Annotated in this window: 26 protein-coding genes and 1 other annotated feature; of the genes, 24 read left to right on the forward strand and 2 right to left on the reverse strand. The window is 58.6% G+C overall.

Annotated features, from left to right (window positions below):
* Positions 1 to 74 precede the first annotated feature (74 nt).
* The 23 genes from B0G52_RS15050 (at position 75) to yajC (ending at position 22,877) form a co-directional block, all read left to right on the forward strand.
* Entirely contained in the window at positions 75 to 1,079 is a 1,005-nt protein-coding gene (locus tag B0G52_RS15050) for a M23 family metallopeptidase (RefSeq protein WP_158223720.1), read from the forward strand.
* Positions 1,072 to 1,947 carry a M50 family metallopeptidase gene (locus B0G52_RS15055; protein ID WP_094045680.1) on the forward strand — a complete coding sequence of 292 codons (876 nt, stop codon included), beginning with the start codon at positions 1,072 to 1,074 and terminating at the stop codon, positions 1,945 to 1,947. Before B0G52_RS15050 ends, B0G52_RS15055 begins: the two co-directional genes overlap by 8 nt.
* 56 nt (positions 1,948 to 2,003) lie before the next feature.
* A complete protein-coding gene (locus tag B0G52_RS15060; RefSeq protein ID WP_094045682.1) occupies positions 2,004 to 3,239 on the forward strand; it encodes an Rne/Rng family ribonuclease in 1,236 nt (411 codons plus the stop codon).
* A 575-nt stretch (positions 3,240 to 3,814) separates the two neighbouring features.
* Complete coding sequence (locus B0G52_RS15065; RefSeq protein WP_094045684.1) at positions 3,815 to 4,489, forward strand: hypothetical protein; 675 nt, start codon at positions 3,815 to 3,817, stop codon at positions 4,487 to 4,489.
* A gap of 450 nt (positions 4,490 to 4,939) precedes the next feature.
* Positions 4,940 to 5,419: a transposase gene (locus B0G52_RS15070; protein ID WP_198960652.1), complete on the forward strand. Its 480-nt coding sequence runs from the start codon at positions 4,940 to 4,942 to the stop codon at positions 5,417 to 5,419.
* Between the two features lie 270 nt (positions 5,420 to 5,689).
* Positions 5,690 to 5,792: a sequence feature (ribosomal protein L21 leader region), on the forward strand.
* Between the two features lie 12 nt (positions 5,793 to 5,804).
* Positions 5,805 to 6,116, forward strand: coding sequence for a 50S ribosomal protein L21 (gene rplU / locus B0G52_RS15075; protein ID WP_094045686.1), 312 nt, complete (start codon positions 5,805 to 5,807; stop codon positions 6,114 to 6,116).
* A 14-nt stretch (positions 6,117 to 6,130) separates the two neighbouring features.
* Positions 6,131 to 6,475, forward strand: a complete 345-nt coding sequence (locus B0G52_RS15080) for a ribosomal-processing cysteine protease Prp (protein WP_094045688.1) — start codon at positions 6,131 to 6,133, stop codon at positions 6,473 to 6,475.
* 4 nt (positions 6,476 to 6,479) lie between these two features.
* A complete protein-coding gene (gene rpmA, locus B0G52_RS15085) occupies positions 6,480 to 6,791 on the forward strand; it encodes a 50S ribosomal protein L27 (RefSeq protein ID WP_094045690.1) in 312 nt (103 codons plus the stop codon).
* A gap of 174 nt (positions 6,792 to 6,965) precedes the next feature.
* The gene (locus B0G52_RS15090; protein ID WP_094045692.1) at positions 6,966 to 7,724 is read left to right on the forward strand and encodes a Spo0B domain-containing protein; all 759 of its coding nucleotides are present in this window, start codon (positions 6,966 to 6,968) and stop codon (positions 7,722 to 7,724) included.
* Positions 7,725 to 7,739: 15 nt separating this feature from the next.
* Positions 7,740 to 9,077 carry a GTPase ObgE gene (gene obgE, locus B0G52_RS15095; RefSeq protein WP_094045694.1) on the forward strand — a complete coding sequence of 446 codons (1,338 nt, stop codon included), beginning with the start codon at positions 7,740 to 7,742 and terminating at the stop codon, positions 9,075 to 9,077.
* A gap of 233 nt (positions 9,078 to 9,310) precedes the next feature.
* Positions 9,311 to 9,748, forward strand: coding sequence for an ACT domain-containing protein (locus B0G52_RS15100; RefSeq protein WP_094045696.1), 438 nt, complete (start codon positions 9,311 to 9,313; stop codon positions 9,746 to 9,748).
* A 49-nt stretch (positions 9,749 to 9,797) separates the two neighbouring features.
* Positions 9,798 to 11,084, forward strand: a complete 1,287-nt coding sequence (locus B0G52_RS15105) for a homoserine dehydrogenase (RefSeq protein WP_094045698.1) — start codon at positions 9,798 to 9,800, stop codon at positions 11,082 to 11,084.
* Positions 11,085 to 11,162: 78 nt separating this feature from the next.
* Positions 11,163 to 12,176, forward strand: a complete 1,014-nt coding sequence (thrB, locus tag B0G52_RS15110; protein WP_094045700.1) for a homoserine kinase — start codon at positions 11,163 to 11,165, stop codon at positions 12,174 to 12,176.
* On the forward strand, positions 12,173 to 13,078 hold the full coding sequence (gene pheA, locus B0G52_RS15115; protein WP_094045702.1) for a prephenate dehydratase: 906 nt from the start codon (positions 12,173 to 12,175) through the stop codon (positions 13,076 to 13,078). The genes thrB and pheA overlap by 4 nt, the downstream gene beginning before the upstream one ends.
* 139 nt (positions 13,079 to 13,217) lie before the next feature.
* Positions 13,218 to 15,026 carry a LysM peptidoglycan-binding domain-containing protein gene (locus B0G52_RS35920; protein WP_198960653.1) on the forward strand — a complete coding sequence of 603 codons (1,809 nt, stop codon included), beginning with the start codon at positions 13,218 to 13,220 and terminating at the stop codon, positions 15,024 to 15,026.
* A 64-nt stretch (positions 15,027 to 15,090) separates the two neighbouring features.
* On the forward strand, positions 15,091 to 15,792 hold the full coding sequence (locus B0G52_RS15125; RefSeq protein WP_094045704.1) for a BofC C-terminal domain-containing protein: 702 nt from the start codon (positions 15,091 to 15,093) through the stop codon (positions 15,790 to 15,792).
* Between the two features lie 178 nt (positions 15,793 to 15,970).
* Positions 15,971 to 16,474, forward strand: a complete 504-nt coding sequence (ruvC, locus tag B0G52_RS15130; protein ID WP_094045706.1) for a crossover junction endodeoxyribonuclease RuvC — start codon at positions 15,971 to 15,973, stop codon at positions 16,472 to 16,474.
* The gene (gene ruvA / locus B0G52_RS15135; RefSeq protein WP_094045708.1) at positions 16,471 to 17,094 is read left to right on the forward strand and encodes a Holliday junction branch migration protein RuvA; all 624 of its coding nucleotides are present in this window, start codon (positions 16,471 to 16,473) and stop codon (positions 17,092 to 17,094) included. The genes ruvC and ruvA overlap by 4 nt, the downstream gene beginning before the upstream one ends.
* Before the next feature lie 28 nt (positions 17,095 to 17,122).
* A complete protein-coding gene (ruvB, locus tag B0G52_RS15140; protein WP_094045710.1) occupies positions 17,123 to 18,130 on the forward strand; it encodes a Holliday junction branch migration DNA helicase RuvB in 1,008 nt (335 codons plus the stop codon).
* A gap of 47 nt (positions 18,131 to 18,177) precedes the next feature.
* Positions 18,178 to 20,304, forward strand: a complete 2,127-nt coding sequence (locus B0G52_RS15145) for a SpoIID/LytB domain-containing protein (protein WP_094045712.1) — start codon at positions 18,178 to 18,180, stop codon at positions 20,302 to 20,304.
* Positions 20,301 to 21,341, forward strand: coding sequence for a tRNA preQ1(34) S-adenosylmethionine ribosyltransferase-isomerase QueA (gene queA, locus B0G52_RS15150; RefSeq protein ID WP_094045714.1), 1,041 nt, complete (start codon positions 20,301 to 20,303; stop codon positions 21,339 to 21,341). Before B0G52_RS15145 ends, queA begins: the two co-directional genes overlap by 4 nt.
* Before the next feature lie 69 nt (positions 21,342 to 21,410).
* Positions 21,411 to 22,544 carry a tRNA guanosine(34) transglycosylase Tgt gene (tgt, locus tag B0G52_RS15155; protein ID WP_094045716.1) on the forward strand — a complete coding sequence of 378 codons (1,134 nt, stop codon included), beginning with the start codon at positions 21,411 to 21,413 and terminating at the stop codon, positions 22,542 to 22,544.
* Positions 22,545 to 22,562: 18 nt separating this feature from the next.
* Complete coding sequence (yajC, locus tag B0G52_RS15160) at positions 22,563 to 22,877, forward strand: preprotein translocase subunit YajC (RefSeq protein WP_094045718.1); 315 nt, start codon at positions 22,563 to 22,565, stop codon at positions 22,875 to 22,877.
* 77 nt (positions 22,878 to 22,954) lie between these two features.
* On the opposite strand, the gene B0G52_RS15165 is transcribed toward yajC, so the two are convergent.
* Together B0G52_RS15165 and B0G52_RS15170 are read right to left on the reverse strand one after the other, a co-directional pair.
* Positions 22,955 to 23,812, reverse strand: coding sequence for a phosphatase PAP2 family protein (locus B0G52_RS15165; protein ID WP_094045720.1), 858 nt, complete (start codon positions 23,810 to 23,812; stop codon positions 22,955 to 22,957).
* Positions 23,813 to 23,880: 68 nt separating this feature from the next.
* Entirely contained in the window at positions 23,881 to 24,285 is a 405-nt protein-coding gene (locus tag B0G52_RS15170) for a TIGR04086 family membrane protein (protein ID WP_094045722.1), read from the reverse strand.
* 234 nt (positions 24,286 to 24,519) lie between these two features.
* Between B0G52_RS15170 and B0G52_RS15175 the strand changes: the two genes are divergently transcribed.
* Positions 24,520 to 25,287 (forward strand): YetF domain-containing protein, encoded by a 768-nt coding sequence (locus B0G52_RS15175; RefSeq protein ID WP_094045724.1) that lies wholly within the window; start codon positions 24,520 to 24,522, stop codon positions 25,285 to 25,287.
* The last annotated feature ends 65 nt before the right edge of the window (positions 25,288 to 25,352 follow it).

Raw genomic sequence — 25,352 nt, forward strand, 5'->3', positions numbered from 1 at the left:
CGCCCCGCAAGGTCTATTCCCTCCTTGTCCGCCATAAGGTAATAAGAGAAAAGAGGACAAGGGAGGGGCTGGCGATGCAAATACGGGACAATGTGCGCGAGCGGAGACGGGAGATAATTGCCCGGCTCGTGGAGCGGCAGTCGGCGCAAACCCGGATAGCCGAGCAGTCGGCGGAACCTAAGGGCAAGGAGACGGAGTCGACGGGGCAAGGCATCTCGCCGGCGCCGGCAAACGTTCGGGAGGAGGCGTATTCTCCCCCCGCGTTCGAATTGCCGCGTTCCGAGCCGAAGAAGGAGCTCGCGCGCCCGGAAGCTTCGCCGTCCGATCCGGACCCCGAACTGTGGTGGAGAGAGCGGGAGAAACGGCTGAAAACGGGACGAGCTCCCGGATGGGAAGGGCTTAAGGGCATTCCTCCGACCTCGGCGCCCGGCGGAGGGGGTTCCCGGGAGGGAACAGGTCCGGGGCGCTTGCTTCGCGGCATCGGCGTCAGGCTGCTCATCGCCTCGGTCGTCTTCGCCGGCTTCTGGGGCTGGATGAAGCTGGAGCTGCCCGGAAGCTCGTCAGCCAGAGAATGGATGGTCGGCTCGGTGACGCGGGATATGGATTTCCGCGCGATCGAAGCTTGGTACGGAGATACGTTCGGAGGCTCTCCTTCTTTCCTGACGCTCGGCCGCGGGGAGCCCGAGACGCGAGAGGTAGCGGCGCTGCTCGACCCGTCGGTCACGTCGGCCCCGATCCGGGGGACGGTCGTTCAGCCGTTCTCGGAGAACGGCAAAGGGGTGCGCGTGGCCGCGAAAGGCGACAGCGAAGTGTTCTCCGTCTATACAGGCAAAGTGCAGCAGGTCACCCGGGACGATAACGGCGGCGTGACGGTGCTCGTGCAGCATCAGAATCGCGTGTTGACGGTGTACGGGGGGCTGGAATCGGCCAGCGTGCAGCCGAACGATTGGGTCGAAACGGGACAAACGATAGGCCGGCTCGGACCCGCCGCGAACGGGCAATCCGAAGCGGTGCTCTATTTCGCGGTGCAGCACGACGGCATCGTAGTCGATCCGTCGGAAGTGGTCGGCTTTGATTAAATGGAAGGGGATCGCTTTCCGGCTGCACCCGCTTTTCGTGCTGATTATGATCGCCTCGGTCGCGACCGGCCATTTTGCCGAGCTTCTCGTCTTGTTTTTCATCGTGCTGTGGCACGAGCTCGGGCATCTGCTGGCCGCTTTGCGGTTCGGCTGGAAGGTGAGGGAGGTCAAGCTGCTGCCGTTCGGCGGAGTGGTGGAGGTCGAAGACGCGGGTTCGGTTCCCGTTCGCGAGGAGCTGTGGGTAGCCTTGGCCGGTCCGGCCCAGAACGCCGTGCTGGCGGCGATCGGACTGCTGCTCGGCTACGCGGGCTGGATCGACGAAGCCTGGTCGGACGATTTCGTGCGTGCGAACGCGCTGATCGCCCTTTTTAATTTGCTGCCTGTATTGCCGCTCGACGGCGGACGGATGCTGCAATCGTGGCTCAGCCTGCGAATCCCTTACCATCGAACGCTGATGTGGAGCGCCAAAATCAGTATGGCGTTCAGCGGATTGATGGTCGCGGCAGCGGTCTATCCTCTCGCCCAGGGCGGATTGCTGCATCTGAACCTGCTGGCCGTCGGTCTTTTTCTATGCGCGTCCAATTGGACTTATTTTCGCAACGTTCCGTTCGTCTTCCTGCGTTTCCTCGTACATCGCAGCGAGAGGGCCGAGGAGCATTTCGACAAGGGGAAGCTGTCGATGCCGATCGTCATTTCCGAGAATCGCCCGCTTACCCGGATTTTGAAGCTATATATGAAGGAACAGTACCATCTGGTCTATGTGATGAAGCAGGGGAAGATCGTCGGCGTCGTTCCGGAAAAGGCGATCATCGACGGATTTCTCGGTCGTCTGACATCGGGGCATGCGGATTTGAGGTTTTTCATGTAGAATAAAAGGAGTGAGTTCGCGGGTTGGGAAAATAGGTTCCCGACAAGGAGGTTGGCATGAAGCAGCTGTTTATCCATTGTTCGAATCAGGTAACACAATCGGCGTTGCTGGAAGACGGGGTTCTGACGGAATTCGCCGTAGAGCGGACGGAAGGCGCTTCGCTGATCGGCAACCTGTACAAGGGGCGGGTCGTCAACGTTCTGCCCGGCATGCAGGCCGCATTCGTCGATATCGGCTTGTCCAAGAACGCTTTTCTATACGTAGATGACGTCCTGCATCCGCACCTGGACAAGCAGCCGAAGGAGAAGCCGCCGATCGGCGACCTGCTGAAGCCGGGGGACGAGCTGCTCGTTCAGGTCATGAAGGAGCCGCTCGGAGGCAAAGGCGCTCGCGTGACGACGCACTATTCGATTCCCGGACGATGGCTCGTGTACATGCCGGATGCGGATTATATAGGCATATCGAAGAAAATCGAGCAGGAGCAGGAGCGAAGCCGGCTGAAGGGCTTGGCCGAAGCGGTCCGCGAAGGGACGGAAGGCGTCATTCTCCGGACGAACGCGGAAGGCGAGAGCCGGGAGGCGCTGGAGGAAGACTTGCACGGCTTGCGCCGGGTATGGCGGAGCATCCTCGAGCGCAGCAAGCATGCGAGAGCGCCGCTTGAGCTGCACAGGGATACCGGGCTCGTGGGTCGGATGGTCAGGGACGTGATTACCCCGGACACGGAGCAATTGTTCGTGGACGACGAGGCCAGAGCGGAGGAAGCGAAGTCTTATTTGCGCCAGACGGCGCCCGCTCTTGAAGGGCGGGTTCAGCTGTATCGGGAATCTAAGCCGCTGTTCGAGAAGTTCGGCATCAAGGAGCAGCTCGACAAAGCTTTCCAATCGAGAATCTGGCTGCCGAGCGGCGGCTATCTCGTCTGGGAGCAGACCGAAGCGCTCACCGTCATCGACGTGAACACCGGCAAGTATACCGGCTCGGTCGATCTGGAGGAGACGGTGTTCCAGACGAACGGGGAAGCCGCCGATGAGGTGGCTCGGCTGCTCAGGCTGCGCGACGTCGGGGGCATCATCATTATCGATTTTATCGATATGGAGATCGAGGAGCATCGCCACCAGATCGCGCAGCGGCTGGAGACGCGCATCAAACGCGACCGCACGAAATGCCAGGTCGTCGGCTGGACGCGGCTCGGGCTGATGGAGCTTACGCGGAAGAAAGCGCGGGAGAACGCGATGAAATATTTCTACGAGACTTGCGCGGCTTGCAAGGGCAGCGGGAAAATATATATTCGGTAAGCGGGCATGATCGGCGCCGCCTTTCGCGAGGCGATGTTCTAGAAAATCGACTAACGTGGCCGGAGAAGGCTCGGCTGGCGAGGCGATATTCTAAGAAATCGACTAACGTGGCCGGAGAAGGCGGGTTTGGCGAGGCGATGTTCTAGAAAATCGACTAACGTGGCCGGAGAAGGCTCGGCTGGCGAGGCGATATTCTAAGAAATCGACTAACGTGGCCGGAAAAGGCCGGGTTGGCGAGGCGATGTTCTAGAAAATCGACTAACGTGTCCGGAAAAGGCGGGTTTGGCGAGGAGATGTTCTAAGAAATCGACTAACGTGGCCGGAAAAGGCCGGGTTGGCGAGGCGATGTTCTAAGAAATCGACTAACGTGGCCCCCAGCTCTCTGAGCACCAGATGCGAAGATTTTACGATTCGAATTTTATGCAATTAGGTTTGCTATTTTCGAATGGTTTGTGTTATATTATGGAAATTTATATTTCTATTTAAGCGTGAAGCACACGCCGTTTTCTCCCGCAGTGGAGTAAGCGGCGTTTTTTTATTTCTTGCGTTCAATTTTCTGAGGAGAGTGATTTGGCGTGGAGAGATTTGAAGAAGAATTCGAAAAGTTACTTGAGGTGCAAAAAGCGGCCGCAACAGGACAACGAAGCGAGATGTTGAACCGGAATTTGACGGGGACGAAGCTGCTTATGAAAAATCTGCTGCTTCCGGTATTCGGGAAGAGCGACGGCATGGTGCTGGAGTACGAGATGACGGGGCCTTCGGGAGTAAAGATTTTTGGAGATGTCGGTTTGCCGTCGTTGCGTCTAATTGTCGAAGAAGATCACTTTATTACGCATGCGGAGAAAGTTACGCGCGATCGCTTCTCGTTCGAGAGGGCGCGGGCACGCTCGGTTGCCGTGAACCTGTTCATCTATTTCCCGTACAGTCGGGATGAACTGGAGAAAAGGCCGGAAGAAAGTCAACGCAGCTTATATGAGTTGCTGGGGAAACTGGGCACGAAGGAAGGCACCGGTTTGATGAAACTTCCCGTGTACGAACGAGAGGTGCTAAGATGCGCATGGTTGAGGGGGCAAACGTTTCGCTTGGGAGATGTGAGCGAATGGCTGTTGCTGGGGAGAGAAACGTGCAGAAAGATCATCTGGGAAATGCAAAAGAAGGAGCTCGTTTGCTCTGTTGGAGGAGGTCCCAAGCGCTGCTATGAGTTTCACATTACGGAGAAGTCGCTGCAGCTTTTGATGAAGTTGGTTTGAAGTTGATTTGATGTGCGGCACGTGTCAGCGCGGAGAGATGGAAAGCGGAAAGTGACGGAAGCAAGCCGATCGATGGTCGAGATAATGAAAGCGGAGGGATAGCGGAGAAGCTCAGTGGCCGTGGAGGAAACTAAACTAGGAGAGGGGAGCTGAGAAGCCAAGCGGCGCTGGCGGAGATGGAAAATCACGAGGAAGAGGGGGAGAAGTCAAGCAACGATTTAATTAAGAGCTAATTGCGATGTTCGGGAAGCCTTGAGGGATAAGGGCTGAGAGATAGGCGAAAATCATCTTTCCCCAAAAAGGCGAGAAAACAAAGGGTTAAGAGCGATAAATAACTATTTGTAAAAAAATCCACCCCAACGGGCAGAACCAGCAAAAAGACGACCATTTTTCTGGTAAAATTGTGATTGTCGAGATCAACAATTTTCGCCAAAAGGAGTGGTCGTCTATATGGCGATTATACCACAAATAAAACTGTTTGAATGGACGGAAATTCAAACGCTGGGTGATTTGAAACGGTTGCAATTGGTGCTGGAGGCGATGCCTGACGAAGAACTCATGCGTACGCTGGAGCAGCAACGCGGTAAGGGACGTGACGATTACCCGGTGCGCGCCATGTGGAATTCGGTACTGGCTGGCATCGTGTTTCAGCATGATAACGTGGAGAAACTGCGCCGTGAACTGGCGCGTAATGGGCAACTTCGGGAGCTTTGCGGGTTGGACAACCAAGTGCCGCCGCCGTGGGTGTACACGCGATTTCTAAAGAACTTGATGGCATATGAAACGTTAATCGACGGAATGTTCGAGACACTGGTAGAACAAATTTGTAAGGTGCTGCCGGATTGTGTCATGTTGGCAATGGCGCTTGGACGCATCAAAGAGAATCAGGCGGAGAAGATGCGCAGCCTGGTATCCAGCGCAGCCTCGTAATTCGTGATCCAGATGTGAAGTGAACGAACATTCCACCGCGCTTTATGCTGTGGAGAACGGGATACGTGCATTCTTTTTTCGCCATGTCTCTCGTTCACATGCTTATACCCCCGATAATTTTGTTTTAAATTTCCTTGATTGCCGACTTTAGCACGTATATCTTGAAAATACGATTCAAAAAATGTACACCGCAAAAAGCTCATTAAACAAACTTCTTGTATTCCCTATACCAATGTGCTAAAATCCGATAGTGCGTGCAATCTGAGGATATGCAGGCTACAACCGCACTCCACCGGGTCGACAAGATCGGCGCTGCTCTGGCTCACCGAAGCTGCGGCATCCGACACCCTATGAGGCGAGTCTTAGACATAAGGAGGTGCACCAGATGTACGCGATTATTCAAACAGGCGGCAAACAGTACAAAGTCCAAGCAGGCGACGTGATCTTCGTTGAGAAGCTCTCCGCTAACGCAGGCGACAGCGTAACGTTCGACCAAGTTTTGGCGGTTTCCAAAGACGGAGGACTGACTACGGGTTCCCCGACAGTTGCCGGAGCTTCCGTAACGGGCAAAGTCGAGCAACAAGTCAAAGGCGAGAAGATCATCGTCTTCAAGTACAAGCCTAAGAAGAACTACAAGCGCAAGCAAGGCCATCGTCAACCGTACACGAAAGTGACGATCGAGAGCATCAAGGCATAAGAGAGGCTGCCGAGATGATCGCGATTACGATCGTGCGCAACGACGAGAGGGCCATCGTACGGTTTACCGTAACGGGGCATGCTTATTATAACGATCCCGGCAAGGATATCGTCTGCGCCGGCGTATCGGCTGTAACCATCGGAGCGGTCAACGCGATCGAGAAGCTGACGGGACTCGTCCCGAACGCTGAATCGAGATCGGGTCTGCTCAAGGCGGAAGCTCCGCATAGCTCGGATCCCCGGCGGAACGACCAGGTCCAGTTGCTGCTGGAAGGAATGGTCGCCGCGCTCGAATCCATCGTGGAATCTTACGGCAAGTACGTGACCATAAAAGAAACCTTTGTGAAAAAAGGAGGTTGACACCATGTTGAAGTTAGATCTTCAGTTATTCGCCTCGAAAAAAGGGGTCGGATCGACGAAGAACGGACGGGACAGCCACTCCAAGCGCCTCGGCGCGAAGAGAGCGGACGGTCAAGTCGTAACGGCCGGCAGCATCCTGTACCGCCAACGCGGCACGAAGATCCATCCGGGCACGAACGTCGGCATCGGCAAAGACGACACTTTGTTCGCTTTGACGCCGGGCGTCGTGAAGTTCGAACGTCTGGGACGCGATCGCAAAAAAGTGAGCGTCTATCCTGTAGCGCAAGCTCCGGTAGCTGCCGCGCTCGAAGTCTAATAGGGCATCCAGAACCCCGGCCAATGCAAGTTGGTCGGGGTTTTTGCATGACGATTCGGCGAGCCGCGCGAGCGTTCGGAACGGCGTGGTGATGGGCGTCCCGCCATGGTATACTGGACGGGTAAGGGGCTTCCGGACGTTGGCAGACGAGGAAACACGAAACGGGGATAAAAAATGAGATTTGGGAAAATGTCACTAAGGGGGCCGGCGGCTCTCGCGTCGTTGGCTTTGCCTCTCGCGGCTGTCCTGATCTGGCCTCGTTCATGGTGGCCGTTAATCGTATTCGTTCTGTGGACCCTGGCGGTGTTCGCCGGAATGGCCGCCTGGCAGAGAAGAGCTCACCGCGAGCATTGCGAGAAGCTGCTGGCGCACGCGCAATTATCTACGATTCGCACGCTCAGCCATCATCGGCACGATTGGATGAACGAGCTGCAAATCTTATACGGGTACTTAAGGCTTAACAAGCTCGATAAAGCGGTCGACGTCGTGGACAGAATAAGAACGAGGATGGAGCAGGACAGCCGGATCTCGCAGCTTGGTCATCCGGAGCTGTCATCTTACCTGCTGTCGTTCCGCACGATCTGCGATACGATGCGTCTCGAAGTCGAGGTCGAGGACGGCTTGTTCCTCGACAAGCTGCCGCTCGAAGCCGAGAGGTTGAGCCGGGCGATTATCGGGTTGATTAACGTCATTCGTTTCCGCGCATCCGCGCCGCACGCCGGGGAGAACGTCCTGCGGCTTGCTCTCGAGCAGAAAGACGGGGCGCTGGCAATCGTCATGCAGTACAACGGCGAACTGGCGGCCGCGGACAGCATCACCGAAGAGTTGGAGAAATGCCTGCAAGGCGCAGGACGATTGGCGCAGGGACTAGAGCCGGTGGAAAATGCTCCGCAAGCGCGGACGATGGAAATCCATTTTCCTCTGCCGGCATAATGGAGTGAAAACAGCATGTTTGTGGATAAAGCGAAAGTTTTTGTTAAGGGCGGGAACGGCGGGGACGGTCTCGTCGCCTTCCGCAGAGAATTGTACGTGCCGGAAGGCGGACCGGCGGGCGGAGACGGAGGCAACGGAGGCAACGTCGTATTCCGCGTGGACGAAGGTCTGCGCACGCTGATGGATTTCCGTTACCAGAAGCACTTCAAAGCGACTCGGGGCGAGAAAGGCCGCAACAAGTCGCAGCACGGAGCCAACGCCGAGCATATGATCGTCCGCGTTCCTCCCGGAACGATCGTGACGGACGACGATACGGGCGAACTGATTGCCGATCTGACCCGGCACGGTCAGGAAGTCGTCGTCGCCAAGGGCGGCCGCGGGGGCAGAGGCAACATTCGGTTCAAGAGCTCGGTGAACACGGCTCCCGCCATTGCCGAGAACGGCGAGGAAGGGCAGGAGCGCTGGGTTACGCTCGAGCTGAAGGTGATGGCGGACGTCGGTTTGGTCGGCTTCCCAAGCGTCGGCAAATCGACGCTGCTGTCGGTCGTCTCGGCGGCGCAGCCTAAAATCGGCGCGTATCACTTTACGACGATTACGCCCAATCTGGGCGTCGTGGATCTGGACGAGGAGCGCAGCTTCGTCATGGCCGATCTGCCTGGCTTGATCGAGGGCGCGCATACCGGCGTCGGCCTCGGGCACGAGTTTTTGCGCCACGTCGAGCGCACGCGGATCATTTTGCATGTCGTCGACATGTCGGGGATGGAAGGGCGCGATCCTTTCGACGACTGGGTCAAAATCAACGACGAGCTGCGTCTGTATAACGCGAAGCTGGCGGATCGCCCGCAGATCGTCGCGGCCAACAAGATGGACATGCCGGAGTCGGAGGACAACTTGGCCGCGTTCCGCGACAAAGTCGCCGAGATCAGGCCGGACATCGAGATTATGCCGATCTCCTCGCTGACGAAGCAAGGTATTAGAGAGATGCTGTACCGCGTCGCGGAGCTGCTCGATTCGCTGCCGGACATCGACGAGCAGGAAGCAAGCGAGCAAGCGGCCAAAGCGGAGGAGGGCGTCGTATTCCGCTACGAAGCCAACGACGATATGGCGTTCGAGATTTCTCGCGACAACGAAGTGTACGTCATCGAGAGCGAAGGGATCGAGAGGCTGATGCGCCGCACTCAGTTCAACTCTTACGAGGCGGTTATGCGGTTCGGACGCATCTTGCGCGGACTCGGCATCGACGACGCGCTCCGCAAGCGGGGAGCCAAGAACGGAGACACGATCCGGATCGGGAAGTTCGAATTCGAATTTTTCGAAGGCGGGCAGGACGATTACTTGTTCGACGAGGAATAACCTATGGGATGAAATAAGGCTGCTTGGGCTCGATTATCGACCCGGAGCGGTCTTTTTTTCGAAACGGCCGAACCCTCGCGAGGCGTTATGGTATACTCGGACGGGAAGACATCCCGTGCCGCGACAGGCGGGCGAAGCCGAGCGGAGTCCGTAATTGCCTATTGCCGCAAACCGATCGTTTCGCTATAATGTCCTCTATATATATACAATCGTCTTTCCTGGGAGGACGCAATATGGCGGAACGTTATTTTGTCGTCCGCGAGGATTTGCTGCCGGAGGGCATTCTGAAGACGGAGCAAGCGAAGGAGCTGCTAAGGCGGGGGGAGGCGGCCACGGTTCACGAGGCCGCGGAACGCGTCGGTCTGAGCCGCAGCGCCTATTACAAATACAAAGACGGAGTGTATTTGCTCGAGCAAGCGTCCCGCGAATCGATCGCGACGTTGTCGATGGATTTGGAGCATCGTTCCGGCGTGCTGTCCAAGGTGCTGGGCACGCTGGCCTCGAGCGAAGGCAACGTGCTGACGATCTCCCAGTCGATTCCGCTCCAGGGCATGGCCAACGTCGTCGTCTCCATCGATACGGCGGGGATGGGCGAATCACTGACGGAATTGCTGGAACGGCTTCGTTCATTAAACGGAGTCAAGCGGGCCAGCGTCATCGGACGCAGTTGAACATCGATACGATTACGAAGGTGAGATAGTCGGAAGCGGAGGAATAAGGATGAAGCCGATAAACGTAGGATTGCTTGGGTTGGGGACGGTCGGAACGGGCGTCGTCAGAATCGTCGAAGGCCATCAGGAGGATTTGTCCAACCAGGTCGGTTCGCCGATCCGGATTTCGCAAATTCTCGTTAAAGACCGCAACAAAGCGCGGAGCATATCCGTCGATGCCGCGAAGCTGACGGAAGATCCATGGGAAATCGTGCGCAACCCCGAGATCGACGTTGTCGTCGAGGTGATGGGCGGCATCGCCCAGACTAAGGAGTACATCTTGGAGGCATTGGAGCGCGGCAAGCATATCGTCACGGCCAACAAGGACTTGATGGCGCTGCACGGGCAGGAGATTTTGGAGAAAGCTCGGGAGAAAGGCTGCGACGTGCTGTACGAAGCGAGCGTAGCGGGAGGAATCCCGATTATCCGCACTTTGATCGAAGGTTTCTCCTCGGACCGGATTACGAAAATTATGGGCATCGTCAACGGGACGACCAACTATATTTTGACGAAGATGAGCCAAGAGGGCGCGGCGTACGCCGAAGTGCTCAAGGAGGCTCAGGAGCTCGGATATGCGGAAGCCGACCCGACTTCCGATGTCGAGGGATTGGATGCGGCTCGTAAAATGACGATTTTGTCGTCGCTGGGCTTCCGCTCCAACGTTGCTCTGGAGAACGTCAGCGTTACGGGAATGAGCCGGGTGACGCAGGAGGATATCCGTTACGCCAAACGTCTCGGCTATGAAGTGAAGCTGCTCGGCATCGCGGAGCGCCAGGACGACTTGATCAGCGTAAGCGTGGAGCCGACGATGATCAAGACGAGCCATCCGATCGCTTCCGTGAACGGCGTCTTTAACGCGGTCTACGTGCATGGCGAAGCGGTCGGGGAGACGATGTTCTACGGCGCCGGCGCGGGAGAGCTGCCGACGGCGACGTCGATCGTCGCGGATCTGGTCGCCGTGATCAAGAACATGAAGCTCGGCGTCAACGGCCGTCAGGCCCAGCTCTCTTACAACGTCTTGAAGCTGAAGAGCGACGAGCAGATCGCATCGAAGTTTTTCTTGCTGCTGCACGTCCAAGACCGCGCCGGGGTACTCGCCCAGATCGCGCAAGTGTTCTCGGATTGCGACGTCAGCATCGAATCGGTCATGCAGCCGTCGACGCCTCATCAATCGTCTACGGAAATCATCATCATTACGCACCAAGCCAGCAAGAAGTCGATGGGAGCGGTGCTGCAGTCGTTCGAGAACTTGCCCGCCGTGAAAAGAGTCAAAAGCGTCTATCGCGTGGAAGGCTGATTATCAGATTACAAATGCGCGTTCGGAGAGCCGGTTTTCGCCGGGCTTTCGGAACAACCTCGTAAAAGGAGCTTTAGTATGCAAGCAGCATCTGCAACAGGGTCGGAGTCCGGCCGCGTCGTCGTCAAAGTGCCCGCGAGCACGGCGAATCTGGGACCGGGCTTTGATTCGCTCGGAATGGCTTTATCCTTATTCGCATGGGTCAGCATGGCTCCGGCGGAGCAAACCCGGATCTTGCTCGTCGGAGGCAATCTCGAGGGCGTTCCCGAGGACAAGACGAATTTGATCTACGAAGTGGCGCAGGCCGTGTTCCGCAAGGCGGGCGTCGACTTGCCGGAGCTGGAGATCGGCATCCGCAGCGATATCCCGTTGACCCGGGGGCTCGGAAGCAGTGCAGCCGCGATCGTGGGTGCGCTCGTGGCGGCCAACGCGCTGACCGGCTACGCGTTGTCGGAGGACGAATTGTTCCAGATGGCTTCGGAGCTGGAGAAGCATCCGGACAACGTCGGAGCTTCCTTGTTCGGGGGCATTATCGCGGCGTCCTGGGACGGCGAGCGGGCCGATTACGTGCGCATCGAACCGCCGGAAGGCTTGGAAGTGATGGCGGCCATTCCCGAGTTCGAGTTGGAGACGAAGAAAGCGAGAAGCGCGCTCCCCGAGCAAGTCTCGATGAAGGACGCGGTGTTTAACGTCACGCACAGCTCTCTGCTGACCGCCGCTCTGGCTTCCGGCAGACTGGACCTGCTCTCCCGCGCCATGAGGGACCGCCTGCATCAGCCTTACCGGGCGGCGCTTATTCCGGGCATGGAGACGATTTTGCGCGAAGCGCCCGACCACGGCGCATTGGGAGCGGCGCTGTCCGGCGCCGGACCGACGCTGCTGCTGCTCGCCGATACGGCGCAAATGTCCGACGGAAAACTCGCGGCTTTCGTCGAGCGGGTTATGTCCGCCGAAGGCATTCGAGTCGAGACGCGCTGGCTGAAGGTTTGCTTGCACGGTCCGCAGGTGCGGCATGTGGCGAAGAGCGATCCCGAGTTCGGACAAGAGCCGCAGGCATACTTGCTGAGCGTTCAAGCGGAGGTGGGCGTATGAGCCGGAAGAAGTCGGTAGCGTTGCTGCCGCAAGGCACCGTGTCGGACGAAGCCGTCCGATACTTGTTCCGCGGCGAGGACGTGGAATTCGTCTATTGCAAAATGATTGCGGACGTCTTCCAGTCGACGGCGAGCGGCCGTACCGATTGGAGCGTTATTCCGATCGAGAATACGATCGACGGTTCCGTGAACCTGCATACGGACTGGCTCGTTCATGAAGTGGACTTGCCCATCCGCGCGGAATGGGTGTACCCGTCGATCCAGAACCTGATCGGATTCGCCTCGGAATTAAACGGGGACGACGGCCGATGGGACCCGAACAAAATCGTCAAAGTGATGAGCCACCCGGTCGCGATGGCACAATGTCTGCAGTTCATTCGCGCCAACCTGCCCCATGCGGAGCTGGAGACGCTGAGCAGCACGTCGGAAGCCGTCCGGACGGTCCAGAACAATCCGGGCAAAGGCTGGGCGGCGCTCGGCACGAAGCTGGCTGCGGCGGACATGGGATTGGACGTGCTGGAGCAAGGCGTGACTGATCACGACAACAACTTCACCCGCTTCCTGCTCGTCGGCCATACGCCTTACGAGAACAAGGAGACGACGGCGCAGAAGACGAGCGTGCTCATTACACTGCCCGAGGATTACCCGGGCTTGCTGCACCAAGTGCTGTCCGCGTTCGCCTGGAGACGGATCAACCTGTCCAAGATCGAGTCCAGGCCGACGAAGAAGAAGCTCGGCACGTACTATTTTTACATCGATATCGCTTACGCTCTGGATTCGGTGCTGCTCCCCGGAGCGCTGGCCGAAATCGAAGCGCTCGGCTGCCAGGTGCGATTGCTCGGCTCCTATCCGAGCGTGCCCTACGAGCCCGCGAAAACCGGGAACGGTTCCCCATCCCGATAAAAAGATCCGGCATGCCGACAGGCTGCCGGATTTTTGCCGTAATAGATGTCAAATGCCCAGAACCTGCATAGGATGTAAGGATTGCGCGAGGGCATTCGCCCGGTCGTGAACGATTTCATCACTATCAGGAGGGAACGGCGTGAAAATCCATATCGTCAAACAAGGGGATTCGCTGTATTCGATCGCCCAGAAATACGGCGTGTCGCTGGAAGACATTGTGAAAGCCAATCCGGCTATTACCAATCCCGACGCGATCGACGTCGGCATGAAGGTCAAGATTCCGACCCGCCCGAAATCGGCGCTCGGCGTCATTCACCAGCATATTGTCCAGCAAGGAGATACGCTGTGGAAGCTGTCCAAGGCGTGGGGCATTCAACTGACCGACTTGATCAAGGCGAATCCGCAGCTTAAAAATCCGAACGCCCTGCTCACCGGCGAAGTGGTCAATATTCCGCAAGCCTCGACCCCGGGCGAGGGCACGACCGTCACGATGCATGGGAAGGCCAACACAGGCGTCGTATCCGGAGCGGGAACGGGGGCTGGAACCGGGACCGGCAAGGCGGATACAAGCGTCAAAGCGCAGGAGACGGCTCCCGCTCCGGTAGTGATCACACCGGTGGAAACCCCTGCGCCGCAGCCTGCTCCCGTTCAGCCCGAGCCTGCTCCGGCGCCGGCGGAGGTCGCTCCGATCGCCGAAACTAAGCCGATCTACGGCATCGAGGTCCACGAGCAAATCGAATACATCCATTATCCGGTGAACATCGGCGGCGAACATGCCGGTCATTATCCGACGCCGCATTCCGGCTACGGAGCGGCTTATCCGGGCGTAGGCGCGCAGCAGGGCTACGGCAATCAGGGCTACGGCGTTGCAGGGGCGCAGCAAGGCTACGGTGATCAGGGTTACGGCGTTGGGGGGGCGCAGCAAGGCTATTCGGATCAAGGCTATGGCTACGTCCAACCGGGCGAGGGCGGATGGCATGACGGCTACGGCGCGCAGGCAGGGGCAGAGTCGAGTTATGGAGCCGCTCAACCCGGCGTTGGCGGAGCGGGATGGCACGGCGGTTACGGGGCGCAGGCGGGGGCTGGGTCGGGCTACGGAGGGCATTCCGGCATCTCGCCGCTTACCGGCGGCATTCCGGCCGATCTCGGCGGCTTGTACGGACAGCAGGACATTTCCTACAGCCCGCCCGATGCCGCTCAGATTCACGGTTCTCTGCAGGGGGCGCCGAAGTCGAATTGCAAGCCTTGCGGGGCACAATCTTCGCTTCCGGGCAACCTCTACTCGGCCGAAGCTTACGCTAACGCTGCAGGGTATTCCGACGGAAGAATTCCGTACGGTCCGACTCCGTTCGTCGCCGGGGCGCAAGCTCAAGCGCCGAGCGCCGTTAGCCCGTTCCCCGGCGCCTATGGGAATGTAGCAGGCGCAACGAGTCCGCTTGCTGGAGGCTACGGAGCAGGTCCCGGAGCGGTAAGTCCGTTCGCAGGCGGTTACGGTCAAGGCCCCGGAGCGGTCAGTCCGTTTGCCGGGGGTTACGGTCAAGGGCCGGGCGCAGTGAGTCCGTTGTCGGCCGGTTTTCCCGGCATGCAGCCCGGATACGGCTACGGGCCGCAGATGGGAGACCTTCCGGTAGGATTTACTCCGGTGGCCGAGGGCTTGCCCGGAGTGGTGGCCGGAGCCGGCGTCGCGCCCGGATATTTCAATCCGACATGCGTAGGGGGCTTCCCGCCCATCCCTCCGATGCCGGGATTTCCTCCGATCCCGCCCATGCCTCCTTTGAGAGACGACATTAGCGATCAGAGGTCGGTCGCTGACGAAGAGGATGAGGAAGCGACGGTCAAATCGGCTTCTCCCGCGAAGAAGCGTCAAGCGAAGCCGAAGCCGAAGACGGCCGCGTCGCGAACCGGCAAACCGAAACGCAAAGAAAGCATGCCATGGATAAAATGGTAATATGAGCGAATAGCGCCGGAATCCCCAGGCAACACTAGAGAAAAACGAAGAGAAGGGGATTCCGGTGTCTCGCTTCCGTATTTTCAAGGAACTGAAAAAATCGCTGAAGAGAAAACGCCGCCACGTCTGGTCCCTCGGGATGATCGCGCTTGCCTTCGTATTGGCTTCGCTGGCAGGGACATGGCTCGCGAATCGGGTCGTTACCGATATGAGTCTGGGAGTCGTCCAGCCTGCGGAAGCGGCGCCGCTCCGGTCGGACGACGGCATGTCCGCTCCGGATCTTTCTTCCCGGGACAGGACGCTGCTGGCGTTGCAGGAACGCCGAGGAGAAGTCGAGCTGGTGCTGCACCGCTCGTATTTGTGCGGGGAAGAGATCAGACAGCTGGGCAGGCACGCCGCCTCCGAAGCGGCGGAACTGATCAAGTCTCATCGGGAGTGGAATGCAAGCCTCGATTCGGCGGCCGGCAAATTGACCGTGAAGGAAGAAATCGACGACCTCTCTCCGCAATGCCGCAAGACGGCGTATATCGGCATGGACGAGGAGGGCAACTTATCTTTGTTCGACGGACCTCCATGGAAGGAAAAAGTGATTCGGACCTTTTTTCAGCTCGATGTGGACATGCTCGAGTCCCGTTTGGGCGATGACCGCGTTCGGGAATTGGCCGAAGGCATACGAGTATCGGACAAGGATGAGTACAACAGCGTTCTATCCACTTTTAACGAATATGCCAGCAGCTTGCGTTCGCAGGCAAAGCCTCGATCGTAGCCGCACAACCGCAGACAGAACCTCGCTCCTTCACTTTCGTGCAGGACCCGGGGTTCTTTTTTTTCTGTATGCATCTATTTTTCGTATGTTCTCCTTCTGTTCTCATAGAGAGGAACTTTTGCTATAATGAGGAGTATTATTTTTACATAGAGTTGCTAGAATCGAGGGATCGTTTCAAATGAGAGTATTGGGAATCGACCCTGGGATAGCCATTATGGGATTCGGGTTTATCGATAAGTCGGGACACAAGCTGACCCCCGTGCAATACGGCTGCATCGAGACGGCGGCCGGGACGCCTCAAGAGACGAGGCTGAAGCAAATCTACGAAGCGGTATGCGGATTGCTGGATCAGTATAAACCGGATACGGTGGCGGTGGAGAAGCTGTTCTTCAACAAAAACGTAACGAACGCGTTCAGCGTCGGACAAGCGCGCGGCGTATTCATGCTGGCTGCCGCCCAGCGGGGGCTGCCGATCGCGGAGTATACGCCGATGCAGGTAAAGCAGGCGGTCGTCGGTTACGGCGGCGCCGAGAAGAGGCAAGTTCAGGAAATGGTCAAAATGCTGCTCAAATTAACCGCCATCCCCAAGCCGGACGATGTAGCCGACGCGCTCGCCGTTGCGATCTGCCACGCCCACTCTATCGTCCTGAATGAGAGAATGAATGGAGTGACGCGCCGGTGATCGATTATTTGCGGGGCAAGGTTGCCCATGTGGAATCCGAGTACGTTGTGCTGGACGTTCGCGACGTAGGCTATCAAGTGTACACGCCCAACCCGTACGGATTGGCGAGAAACGACGAGCCGGTGCAGCTGTTTACGTATCATCACGTTCGCGAGGACGCGATGCAGCTGTTCGGCTTTACGACGAGGGACGAGCAGGCGTTGTTCAAGCGGCTGCTGGAGGTGTCCGGCATCGGTCCGAAGGTGGCGCTGGGCGTCCTGGCTGGAGGCCGGCCGGAGAACGTCGTCGCGGCGATCCAGCAGGAGAATCTCGCCTTCCTGACGAAGCTCCCGGGCATCGGCAAGAAGACGGCGCAGCGAATGATTCTCGACTTGAAAGACAAGCTCGGAACGATAGACAGCCGCTGGGCCGTCGCGGCGATGATCGACTTGCAGCAGCCCGAGGCCCAACCGGAGGAAGGCGGCGCTTCGTGGGCGGCCGCGCGAGAAGCGCTCGCGGGGCTCGGCTACAAGGAAGCGGAGCTGGACAAGGCATGGCTGTCCATGAAGGATCGGGTTACCGGCGGCGAGTCGCCGGATACGCTGATCAAGCTTGCGCTGCAGCAATTGTTCCAAGGATGATCGGCAAGCGGGAGAGGAGGCCGGAACAATGGAAGAGGAGCGTATCGTCACCGCGCATCTGATGATGGAAGACCAGGCGGTGGAATACAGCTTGCGCCCTCGCTACTTGGCGGAGTATATCGGCCAATCGCAGGTGAAGGACAATCTGAAGATTTACATAGAGGCGGCCAAGATGCGGCGGGAGCCGCTCGACCACGTGCTGCTGTACGGCCCCCCGGGGCTCGGCAAGACGACGCTGTCCAACATTATCGCCAACGAGCTCGGCGTTCATATTCGCACGACGAGCGGACCGGCGATCGAACGTCCGGGCGATCTCGCGGCGATTCTGACGAATCTGCAGGAGAACGACGTGCTGTTCATCGACGAAATCCACCGGCTGCACAGAACGGTGGAGGAAGTGCTGTATCCGGCGATGGAGGATTTCGCGCTCGATTTCATTATCGGCAAAGGACCGAGCGCGCGCTCCGTCAGGCTCGATCTGCCGAAGTTTACGCTGATCGGCGCGACGACAAGAGCCGGACTGCTGTCCGCGCCGCTCAGGGACCGGTTCGGAGTGGTGAGCCGTCTGGAGTACTACGGAGAGGACGAGCTGTCTTTTATTGTGACGAGAACGGCGGAAATTTTCGGAGTCGGCATTATCGGCGAAGCTTCCAGGGAGATCGCCAGACGTTCGAGAGGAACGCCGAGAATTGCGAACCGGCTGCTGAAGCGGGTCCGCGATCATGCCCAGGTCAGGGGAGACGGCATCATTACCGAAGAGGTCGCGCACGATGCGCTGGAGCGCATCCAGGTCGACCCGATGGGGCTCGACAGCATCGACCATAAGATGCTCCGCGCGATGATCGTCAGCTTCGGCGGTCGTCCCGTCGGCCTTGACACGCTGGCGGCGTCCATCGGGGAGGAAGGCCAGACGATCGAAGACGTGTATGAACCTTATTTAATGCAGATCGGATTCCTGCAGCGGACGCCGCGAGGAAGAATCGCCACGCCCGCGGCCTATGGCCATCTCGGTCTGCCTCTGCCCGCCGATCGCTGACGCCAAGCCATCTCCATCCACCACAACGATGAACGGAGGTACCCGATATGATCACAAGCGCTACAAGGAAGACAAAGCCTTCCCGCTTGCTTCTGTTCGTTCTGCTCTCGGCCGTGCTGGCGCTGAGCTCTTCGCCGCTCGCCGCGCGGGCGGCGGTCGCCGTTCCGGATACGATCCGGGTCGCGCTGTTCCTGAATCTCGGCTCGGGCAAGTATCAGGCCATTACGCCGAACGCGACGTTGTCGTCCGCCGGAGGCATGAGCCTGATCTGGCGCGACGGACAGTCGAACGCGGCGTTCGGAACGGTTCCGGCGGGCCAGTCGGCGACTTTCGCGATGGACGCCTATCGCGCGCTCGTGCTCGAAACGGCGGATTACAACGCCGCCCTCGCCTCGTTGAAGAAAATCCAGGCGTCCTCCAACGCGGGAGCGATTATCCAGCTCGCCAAGTCCGGTAAAACCGTCTACCAGGTGACGGAGGGAGCCTACTCCAGCGCGGCAGGCGCGAGCGCCGCGCTGGCTAAATGGACGAGCGCCGGAGCGGCGTCGGGGCCGGCGCTGACGAAGGCGCGGGTGCTCGGTCCGTGGGCTGTCGAAACGGGAGCCTACGCGAGCCAAGCGGAGGCGCAAGCCGCTGCCGACCGGCTCGGAGGCGCCGGCCTGGAAGCGTTCGTCGCCCTTAAGCCGCTTGGCGGCGCCGTGCAGTACGTCGTGCGGATCGGGCAGGAGCAGGACGCCGCCAAGCTTGGCGCGCTGCAGCAGTCCGCCGCCGCGGCCGGAGCGGCCAACGCGCGCATTCCCGAAGCCGGTGAGCCGTATGCGGTGCTCCGCCAGAACGTAGCGCAGGCGGACGCGTCGGCGATGCTGTACGCGCTGCCTGCGGGGGCTTCGTCGGTCATCCGGGTTGAGCCCGCGAGCGCGGACGGCATCTTGCTGGCCGAACGCAGCAAAAGAACGTATCGGGGCAGTATGGAAATCAGCATTTTGAACCAGTCTCTGGCGGTCGTGAACGAAGTCGACTTCGAACAGTACTTGTATTCGGTAGTCGGAGTCGAAGTCGGCCAGAGCTGGCCGCTGGAAGCGCAGAAAGCGCAGGCGGTCGCGGCTCGCACGTACGCGCTGTTCGCCGGCACGGGCTTCCAGATCGCGAACGTCGTGGACACGACGGTAAGCCAGGCTTACTACGGCATCGGCTCGGAAAACCCGAACTCGACGGCCGGTGTGGACGCGACCGCGGGGGAGGTGCTGACGTACGGCGGCAAGCTGATCAACGCCGTGTTCTCCGCCAACTCGGGCGGAATTACCGCAGACAACGCAAGCGAAATTTGGGGCGGGGACCAGGCGTATTATTCCTCGGCCGTAACGAGTCCGGACGAAGGGCCGCAGCAGGGCAAGCTCGATTGGCACCATGTCGCACTGTCCAACGGAGTGAACGGATACGTCCGGTCCGATCTGGTCGCCGACAGCGGCCAGAAGCATGAGAGCGGAGCGAAAATATTGCGGGTCGTCGGCGACGGAGCCGCGGTTCGCTCCAAGCCGCAGATCGTCAGCACCGTCGAGCCGGTGGCGCGCCTGAATGCAGGCGAGCTTGTCGTAGAGCTGAAGCGGGTTCCGGAATACAACGATTTCAGCTGGATCGAAGCGCCGATGACGGGGGATCAATTGCTCGAAGCGCTCAACAAGCGGGCGAAAACCCAGATCGCGGGTCCGCTGCGCACGCTGGAGGTGTCCAAGCGCGGTCCCTCCGGGCGAGTGACGGAAGTGAAGGCGAACGGAGTCGCCGTGGACGTCGGGGTCGGCGACAATTGGCGCAGCGCGCTGGGCGGCGTCAAGAGCACGCTGCTCTCGATCGAGGAAACCGGGCGGTTCGCGATCGTCGGCGGCGACGGCAAGACAAGGAATTATCCCGCACAGGGCGGATCGCTGCAAGTCGTCGGAGCGGACGGCAAGGCGCGAGCCTTGACCGGCCCGAACGTCTACGTGATGGACGGAGACGGCGGTTTGCGAGCCGGCACGACCTCGCCCGGCTTCGTCATTACGGGCAACGGCTACGGCCACGGCGTGGGCATGTCCCAATGGGGCGCGCGCGGGCTGGCCGAACAAGGGTATGACTACCAATATATCCTGAAATACTACTACGAGAACGCGACAATCGAAAAGGATGCCAAGCGATGAACGTTAGCGATTACGATTTTGAACTGCCGGAGTCTCTGATCGCTCAGACTCCGTTATTGGAAAGAACTTCGTCGCGGCTGCTCGTGCTGGACAAGCGGACGGGCCGTACCGAGCATCGCGTGTTCACCGATTTGGCCGAATATTTGCAGCCGGGGGATACGCTCGTGCTCAACGATACGAGGGTGCTCCCGGCGCGTCTGTTCGGCGTCAAGGCGGATACCGGCGCGAAGGCGGAGCTGCTGCTGCTTAAGCGGATCGAGGGCGACCGTTGGGAAACTCTTGTCCGTCCGGGCAAAAAGCTGCATCGCGGAGCGACTATCGTGTTCGGTCCTTCCGATAAGCCGCTGCTCTCCGCGACGGTGGAAGAAGAAGGCGAGCTGGGGGCGAGAATCGTTCGCTTCGAGTACGAGGGCATCTTCAACGAGCTGTTGGATCGGCTCGGCCATATGCCGCTTCCGCCTTACATTAAAGAAACGTTGAGCGACCGCGAGCGGTACCAGACCGTCTATTCGCGCAACGAAGGTTCGGCTGCCGCGCCTACGGCGGGGCTGCATTTTACGGAGGCTTTTCTGGAGCGCCTGCAGGCGAAAGGGGTGCGGCTGTGCCCGATCACGCTGCACGTCGGGCTCGGCACGTTCCGACCGGTGTCGGCGGAGACGGTCGAGGAGCACGAGATGCACGCCGAATGGTATTCGGTTAGCGAAGAGAGCGCCAGATTGCTTAACGAGGCGAAGGCAAGCGGAGGCAGAATTGTCGCCGTCGGCACGACGTCGGCCAGAACGCTGGAGACGATCGGACAGCGCTTCAAGAACGTCCCGATCGAGGCGTGCAGCGGGTGGACGAGCATTTTCATTTTCCCCGGTTACGAATTTACGATGGTCGACGCGCTGCTGACGAACTTCCACTTGCCGCGTTCCACGCTGGTCATGTTGGTCAGCGCTCTGGCCGGCAGGGAGAACATTATTGGCGCTTATAAGGAAGCGATCGAGCAGGAATATCGCTTCTTCAGCTTCGGGGACGCGATGTTCATTACCTAGGTCAAACGGCCAATTGCGCAGCGCGCCATACAGTCCTACTATCTTGCTTTTGAAAGGAATTTCTCCATCATGGCAGTCAAATACGAATTGATCAAAACTTGCGCCCAGACCGGAGCCAGGCTCGGCAGGCTGCATACGCCGCACGGCGTCATCGATACGCCGACGTTCATGCCGGTAGGCACGCAGGCGTCGGTCAAAGGAATGAGCCCCGAAGAGCTGAAGTCGCTCGGAGCGCAAATCATTCTCAGCAACACGTACCATCTGTTCCTTCGTCCCGGCCACGAGTTGGTCAGGGAAGCGGGCGGGCTGCACCGGTTCATGAATTGGGATCGCCCGATTTTGACGGACAGCGGCGGTTTTCAGGTGTTCTCTCTAAGCGAGATGCGCAAGATTACGGAAGAAGGCGTGGAATTCCGCTCCCACATTAACGGCGACAAGCTGAGCCTGACGCCGGAGAGCGCGACGCATGTGCAGAACGCGCTGGGCGCCGACATTATGATGGCATTCGACGAGTGCCCGCCTTATCCGGCCGAATACGAATACGTCAAGCAATCGACGGAACGCACGAGCCGCTGGGCCGAAAGATGCTTGAAGGCGCACGAACGATCCCATGATCAGGCGCTGTTCGGCATCGTTCAGGGCGGCATGCACAAAGATTTGCGTAAAATGAGCGCCGCGGATTTGACTTCCCTTGATTTTCCGGGGTATGCTATTGGTGGACTAAGCGTGGGCGAGCCTAAGCCGCTCATGTACGAAATGTTGGAAGAGACCGTTCCTCATCTGCCGAGCCACAAGCCGCGGTATTTGATGGGAGTCGGTTCTCCGGATGCGCTTCTCGAAGGAAGCATTCGCGGGGTGGATATGTTCGACTGCGTCCTGCCGACGCGAATCGCCCGCAACGGAACGCTGATGACGAGCCAAGGCCGAATGGTCGTCCGCAACGCCAAGTACACGAACGATTTTAGTCCGCTCGATCCGGAATGCTCCTGCTATGCTTGCCGCAACTATTCCCGCGCCTATATCCGCCACTTGATTAAAGCGGACGAGATGTTCGGACTCCGCCTGACGACCATACATAATCTTCACTTTTTGGTTCAGTTGATGGTTCAGGTGCGCGAGGCGATCCGGGAAGACAGGCTGGGGACGTTCCGCGACGAATTTTTCGAGAAATACGGCATGGCTCACAACGAAAGCGGCTTTTAAGAGAGGGGGGAAAACGAAATGTGGTTGGCAGAAACGGCAGGCGGCGGCAACATCTGGATGACGCTGGCGCCCTTTATTCTCATGTTCGCCATTTTTTATTTCCTGTTGATCCGTCCGCAACAGAAGAAGCAGAAGCAGCGCGGTGCGATGCTGAACTCTCTGAAGAAGGGCGATAAAGTAACGACGGTAGGCGGATTGCACGGGACGATCGCGGAGATTACCGACGATACGGTCGTGTTGAAGGTAAACGACGTCACCAAGCTGACGTTCGACCGTTCTTCGGTGAACAACGTATCGGCGAAGAGCGAGACTCCATCGTTGGAAAAGTCCTGATCCCTTGCAAGCACGAAAGCCTTCCCATCCGGATAACGTTCCGGGACGGGAAGGCTTTTTTTTGCGCGTCTGCGCGGTCAAGACTCAACGGGGTAAGGCGGCTCGAGCTTGTCGCGGTGCTGGACGATGGCGCCCGAGTAAGAACGGCTTTCGGCCCAGGCTCCGATCTTCAATCCGACGTACACGCTGAATCCGGCGAGCGCCAGTCCGGCAATCATGTCCGTAAACCAGTGAATGCCGAGATAGAAAATCGCGAACACGATGACGATCGCGTTGATCCAGGCGAATACTGCCCACCGGCGTATGCCGGACTTGCTCGCGACCAGGGCGAGCGTGACGGAGAGCGAGGTGTGAAGGCTCGGAAAGCAGTTGTTCAGGCCCGACAACGAACGATAGTGCTGCTCGAAAGTGGGGAAAACGTTCAGCATCAGAAACTGGATTTGCGGATTGGCGTACCAGGCTTCGTTCACGGGAACGAACAGATAGAAAGGCACGGCCAGCAAGTAATTGAGCACAATCGCAACGCAGAGGGCGTAATAGAGTCTCATGTTCCGCAGGTACGTATAGATGCCGACCGAGGCGATCATCGAAGCTTGAAACAGCACCAGATAGAATATTGCGGTAAAGCCGATCAGGACGTCGGATTTCAAGAGGCTTTGCAGATTGGCCTGCCAGGCTCCTTCCCATCCGGTCAGCATCGGAGTCAGGTCGTAAGAGACGTTGATCCACTCTTCGAGATGCAGCTCGTATTTGTTCACCAGCAGGATCGCCAATACGGCGACGAAAAACAGCAAATATTTGCGCGAGCCGATCAAGGCTTTGACGAACGCCAGACCGACCGCGAGAGGCTGCCGGCCCGTGCCGTACCAGATCAGCGCGGCGACCGCGAGCGCGGTGGAGTATGCCACGGTTGACATACTGTGAAATAAAGTCATGACGCGTCCTCCGAACACGATGTTGATAGCACCAGCCCATTATATCACATGGCAGGCGCTTTCACCCGTCAACGGGATTTCGCGCCGGAGCCGGCGTTGACTCCGAGTATTCCCCCGACGGCCCCGGAGAGGCAGGCGACGAGCAGCAGGATGGGAACGGCCGACGACCAGCCGGCGTTGGTGGCCAGGAAGCTGATGGCGACCAGCAGTATGGAGTAGAGCAAGCCGTTGGCCATGCCGAAGTACCATCCCCGGCGACCCGATTTTTTGGCCGACACGAAGCCGCCCGCGAAGTTCGCGAAGCCGTGCACGCCGAACACCCAAGGCAGCATGTTCGATTCGTTCAAGGAAGAGCCGGTAAGCAGGATGGACAGGATGAGGGCGCCGACGGCAAGCCAAATGCCGGACCAGTACAGGCCCGAGGCAACGGGAGAAGCATTGCGCAGCCCGAATATGCGGGATAACGAACTCAATGCCGATCACTCCTAACGAAATAGGTTTTGTATCAGCTTATGGCGGGCAAACGGTTCGTAGTACAGGCCCGCCGCGATTTTCGGAGCGGGATCGGGCAGGGATTACCATATTTTCCGCAGGGAAGAACGGAATGAGGGAATTGACCGGCGGTGACACTATAGGTCCGAGCTACCTTACCCGGCAGAGCCAGGCAGCGACAGGCTGCCGCGCCGGGGCGAAATACGGAGGGAAACATGGAACTGACGGCGATATTGCTTCGGACGATCTTCATGTATTTCTTCATCTTCCTGATCATGAGGATGATGGGCAAGCGCGAAATCGGCAAGCTGTCGGTATTTGATCTGGTCATCTCGATCATGATCGCGGAAATCGCCGTCATCGTCATCGAGTCGACGGAGAAGGGGATGATGACAGCCATCGCCCCGATCGTTATGCTGGTGCTGATCCAGATCGGAATCGCCTTCCTATCGCTGAAAAACCGGACGATGCGCCTGCTGATCGACGGCAAGCCGAGCGTTCTTGTTCAAGACGGGCATCTGAACCGCAAGGAGATGCTGCGCCAAAGATACAATCTGGACGATCTGATGCTTCAGCTGCGGGAAAATCAGGTGTCCGATCTCGACGAAGTCCAGCTGGCCGTGCTGGAATCGACGGGCAAGCTGTCGGTCATTGTTAAGGAGCGCAGCGGAAGCGGCAACAGCAACAACAGCGGCGGTAGCGGCGGAGGAGGGGGCTCCGGCAACTCGAGCGGCGACTCTTCCTCGGGGGATTCCGGGCAGACCGGTTACGGCAAAGCTGACGCGGGGCCGAAAATACGCTATGAGCTGCTGCCGCTGCCGCTCATTATGGACGGTCAGGTGCAGGACGACAATTTGGAAAAGCTGGGCAAAACCCGGTTCTGGTTAAAGAGCGAGCTGCAGCAGTACGACGTGGACAACTTTAAGCAGGTGTTCTTCTGCAGCATCGACCATAAGGGAAAGCTGTACGTGGACAAAAAGTAAACGGCAGCCGACGGGCAAGCAGTAACGCAAATAGCGCAGATGCCGCGACGAGACGGCCGATTCGA

The sequence above is a fragment of the Cohnella sp. SGD-V74 genome (genome assembly GCF_003001675.1).
Taxonomy (GTDB): Bacteria; Bacillota; Bacilli; order Paenibacillales; family Paenibacillaceae; genus Cohnella.

Excerpts from the sequence above, each read along its gene's own strand:
- B0G52_RS15050 (WP_158223720.1), top strand. The coding sequence starts at position 75 with ATGCAAATACGGGACAATGTGCGCGAGCGGAGACGGGAGATAATTGCC.
- B0G52_RS15060 (WP_094045682.1), top strand. The coding sequence starts at position 2,004 with ATGAAGCAGCTGTTTATCCATTGTTCGAATCAGGTAACACAATCGGCG.
- B0G52_RS15070 (WP_198960652.1), top strand. The coding sequence starts at position 4,940 with ATGGCGATTATACCACAAATAAAACTGTTTGAATGGACGGAAATTCAA.
- rplU (WP_094045686.1), top strand. The coding sequence starts at position 5,805 with ATGTACGCGATTATTCAAACAGGCGGCAAACAGTACAAAGTCCAAGCA.
- B0G52_RS15080 (WP_094045688.1), top strand. The coding sequence starts at position 6,131 with ATGATCGCGATTACGATCGTGCGCAACGACGAGAGGGCCATCGTACGG.
- rpmA (WP_094045690.1), top strand. The coding sequence starts at position 6,480 with ATGTTGAAGTTAGATCTTCAGTTATTCGCCTCGAAAAAAGGGGTCGGA.
- B0G52_RS15090 (WP_094045692.1), top strand. The coding sequence starts at position 6,966 with ATGAGATTTGGGAAAATGTCACTAAGGGGGCCGGCGGCTCTCGCGTCG.
- obgE (WP_094045694.1), top strand. The coding sequence starts at position 7,740 with ATGTTTGTGGATAAAGCGAAAGTTTTTGTTAAGGGCGGGAACGGCGGG.
- B0G52_RS15100 (WP_094045696.1), top strand. The coding sequence starts at position 9,311 with ATGGCGGAACGTTATTTTGTCGTCCGCGAGGATTTGCTGCCGGAGGGC.
- B0G52_RS15105 (WP_094045698.1), top strand. The coding sequence starts at position 9,798 with ATGAAGCCGATAAACGTAGGATTGCTTGGGTTGGGGACGGTCGGAACG.
- thrB (WP_094045700.1), top strand. The coding sequence starts at position 11,163 with ATGCAAGCAGCATCTGCAACAGGGTCGGAGTCCGGCCGCGTCGTCGTC.
- pheA (WP_094045702.1), top strand. The coding sequence starts at position 12,173 with ATGAGCCGGAAGAAGTCGGTAGCGTTGCTGCCGCAAGGCACCGTGTCG.
- ruvC (WP_094045706.1), top strand. The coding sequence starts at position 15,971 with ATGAGAGTATTGGGAATCGACCCTGGGATAGCCATTATGGGATTCGGG.
- ruvB (WP_094045710.1), top strand. The coding sequence starts at position 17,123 with ATGGAAGAGGAGCGTATCGTCACCGCGCATCTGATGATGGAAGACCAG.
- B0G52_RS15145 (WP_094045712.1), top strand. The coding sequence starts at position 18,178 with ATGATCACAAGCGCTACAAGGAAGACAAAGCCTTCCCGCTTGCTTCTG.
- queA (WP_094045714.1), top strand. The coding sequence starts at position 20,301 with ATGAACGTTAGCGATTACGATTTTGAACTGCCGGAGTCTCTGATCGCT.
- tgt (WP_094045716.1), top strand. The coding sequence starts at position 21,411 with ATGGCAGTCAAATACGAATTGATCAAAACTTGCGCCCAGACCGGAGCC.
- yajC (WP_094045718.1), top strand. The coding sequence starts at position 22,563 with ATGTGGTTGGCAGAAACGGCAGGCGGCGGCAACATCTGGATGACGCTG.
- B0G52_RS15165 (WP_094045720.1), bottom strand. The coding sequence starts at position 23,812 with ATGACTTTATTTCACAGTATGTCAACCGTGGCATACTCCACCGCGCTC.
- B0G52_RS15175 (WP_094045724.1), top strand. The coding sequence starts at position 24,520 with ATGGAACTGACGGCGATATTGCTTCGGACGATCTTCATGTATTTCTTC.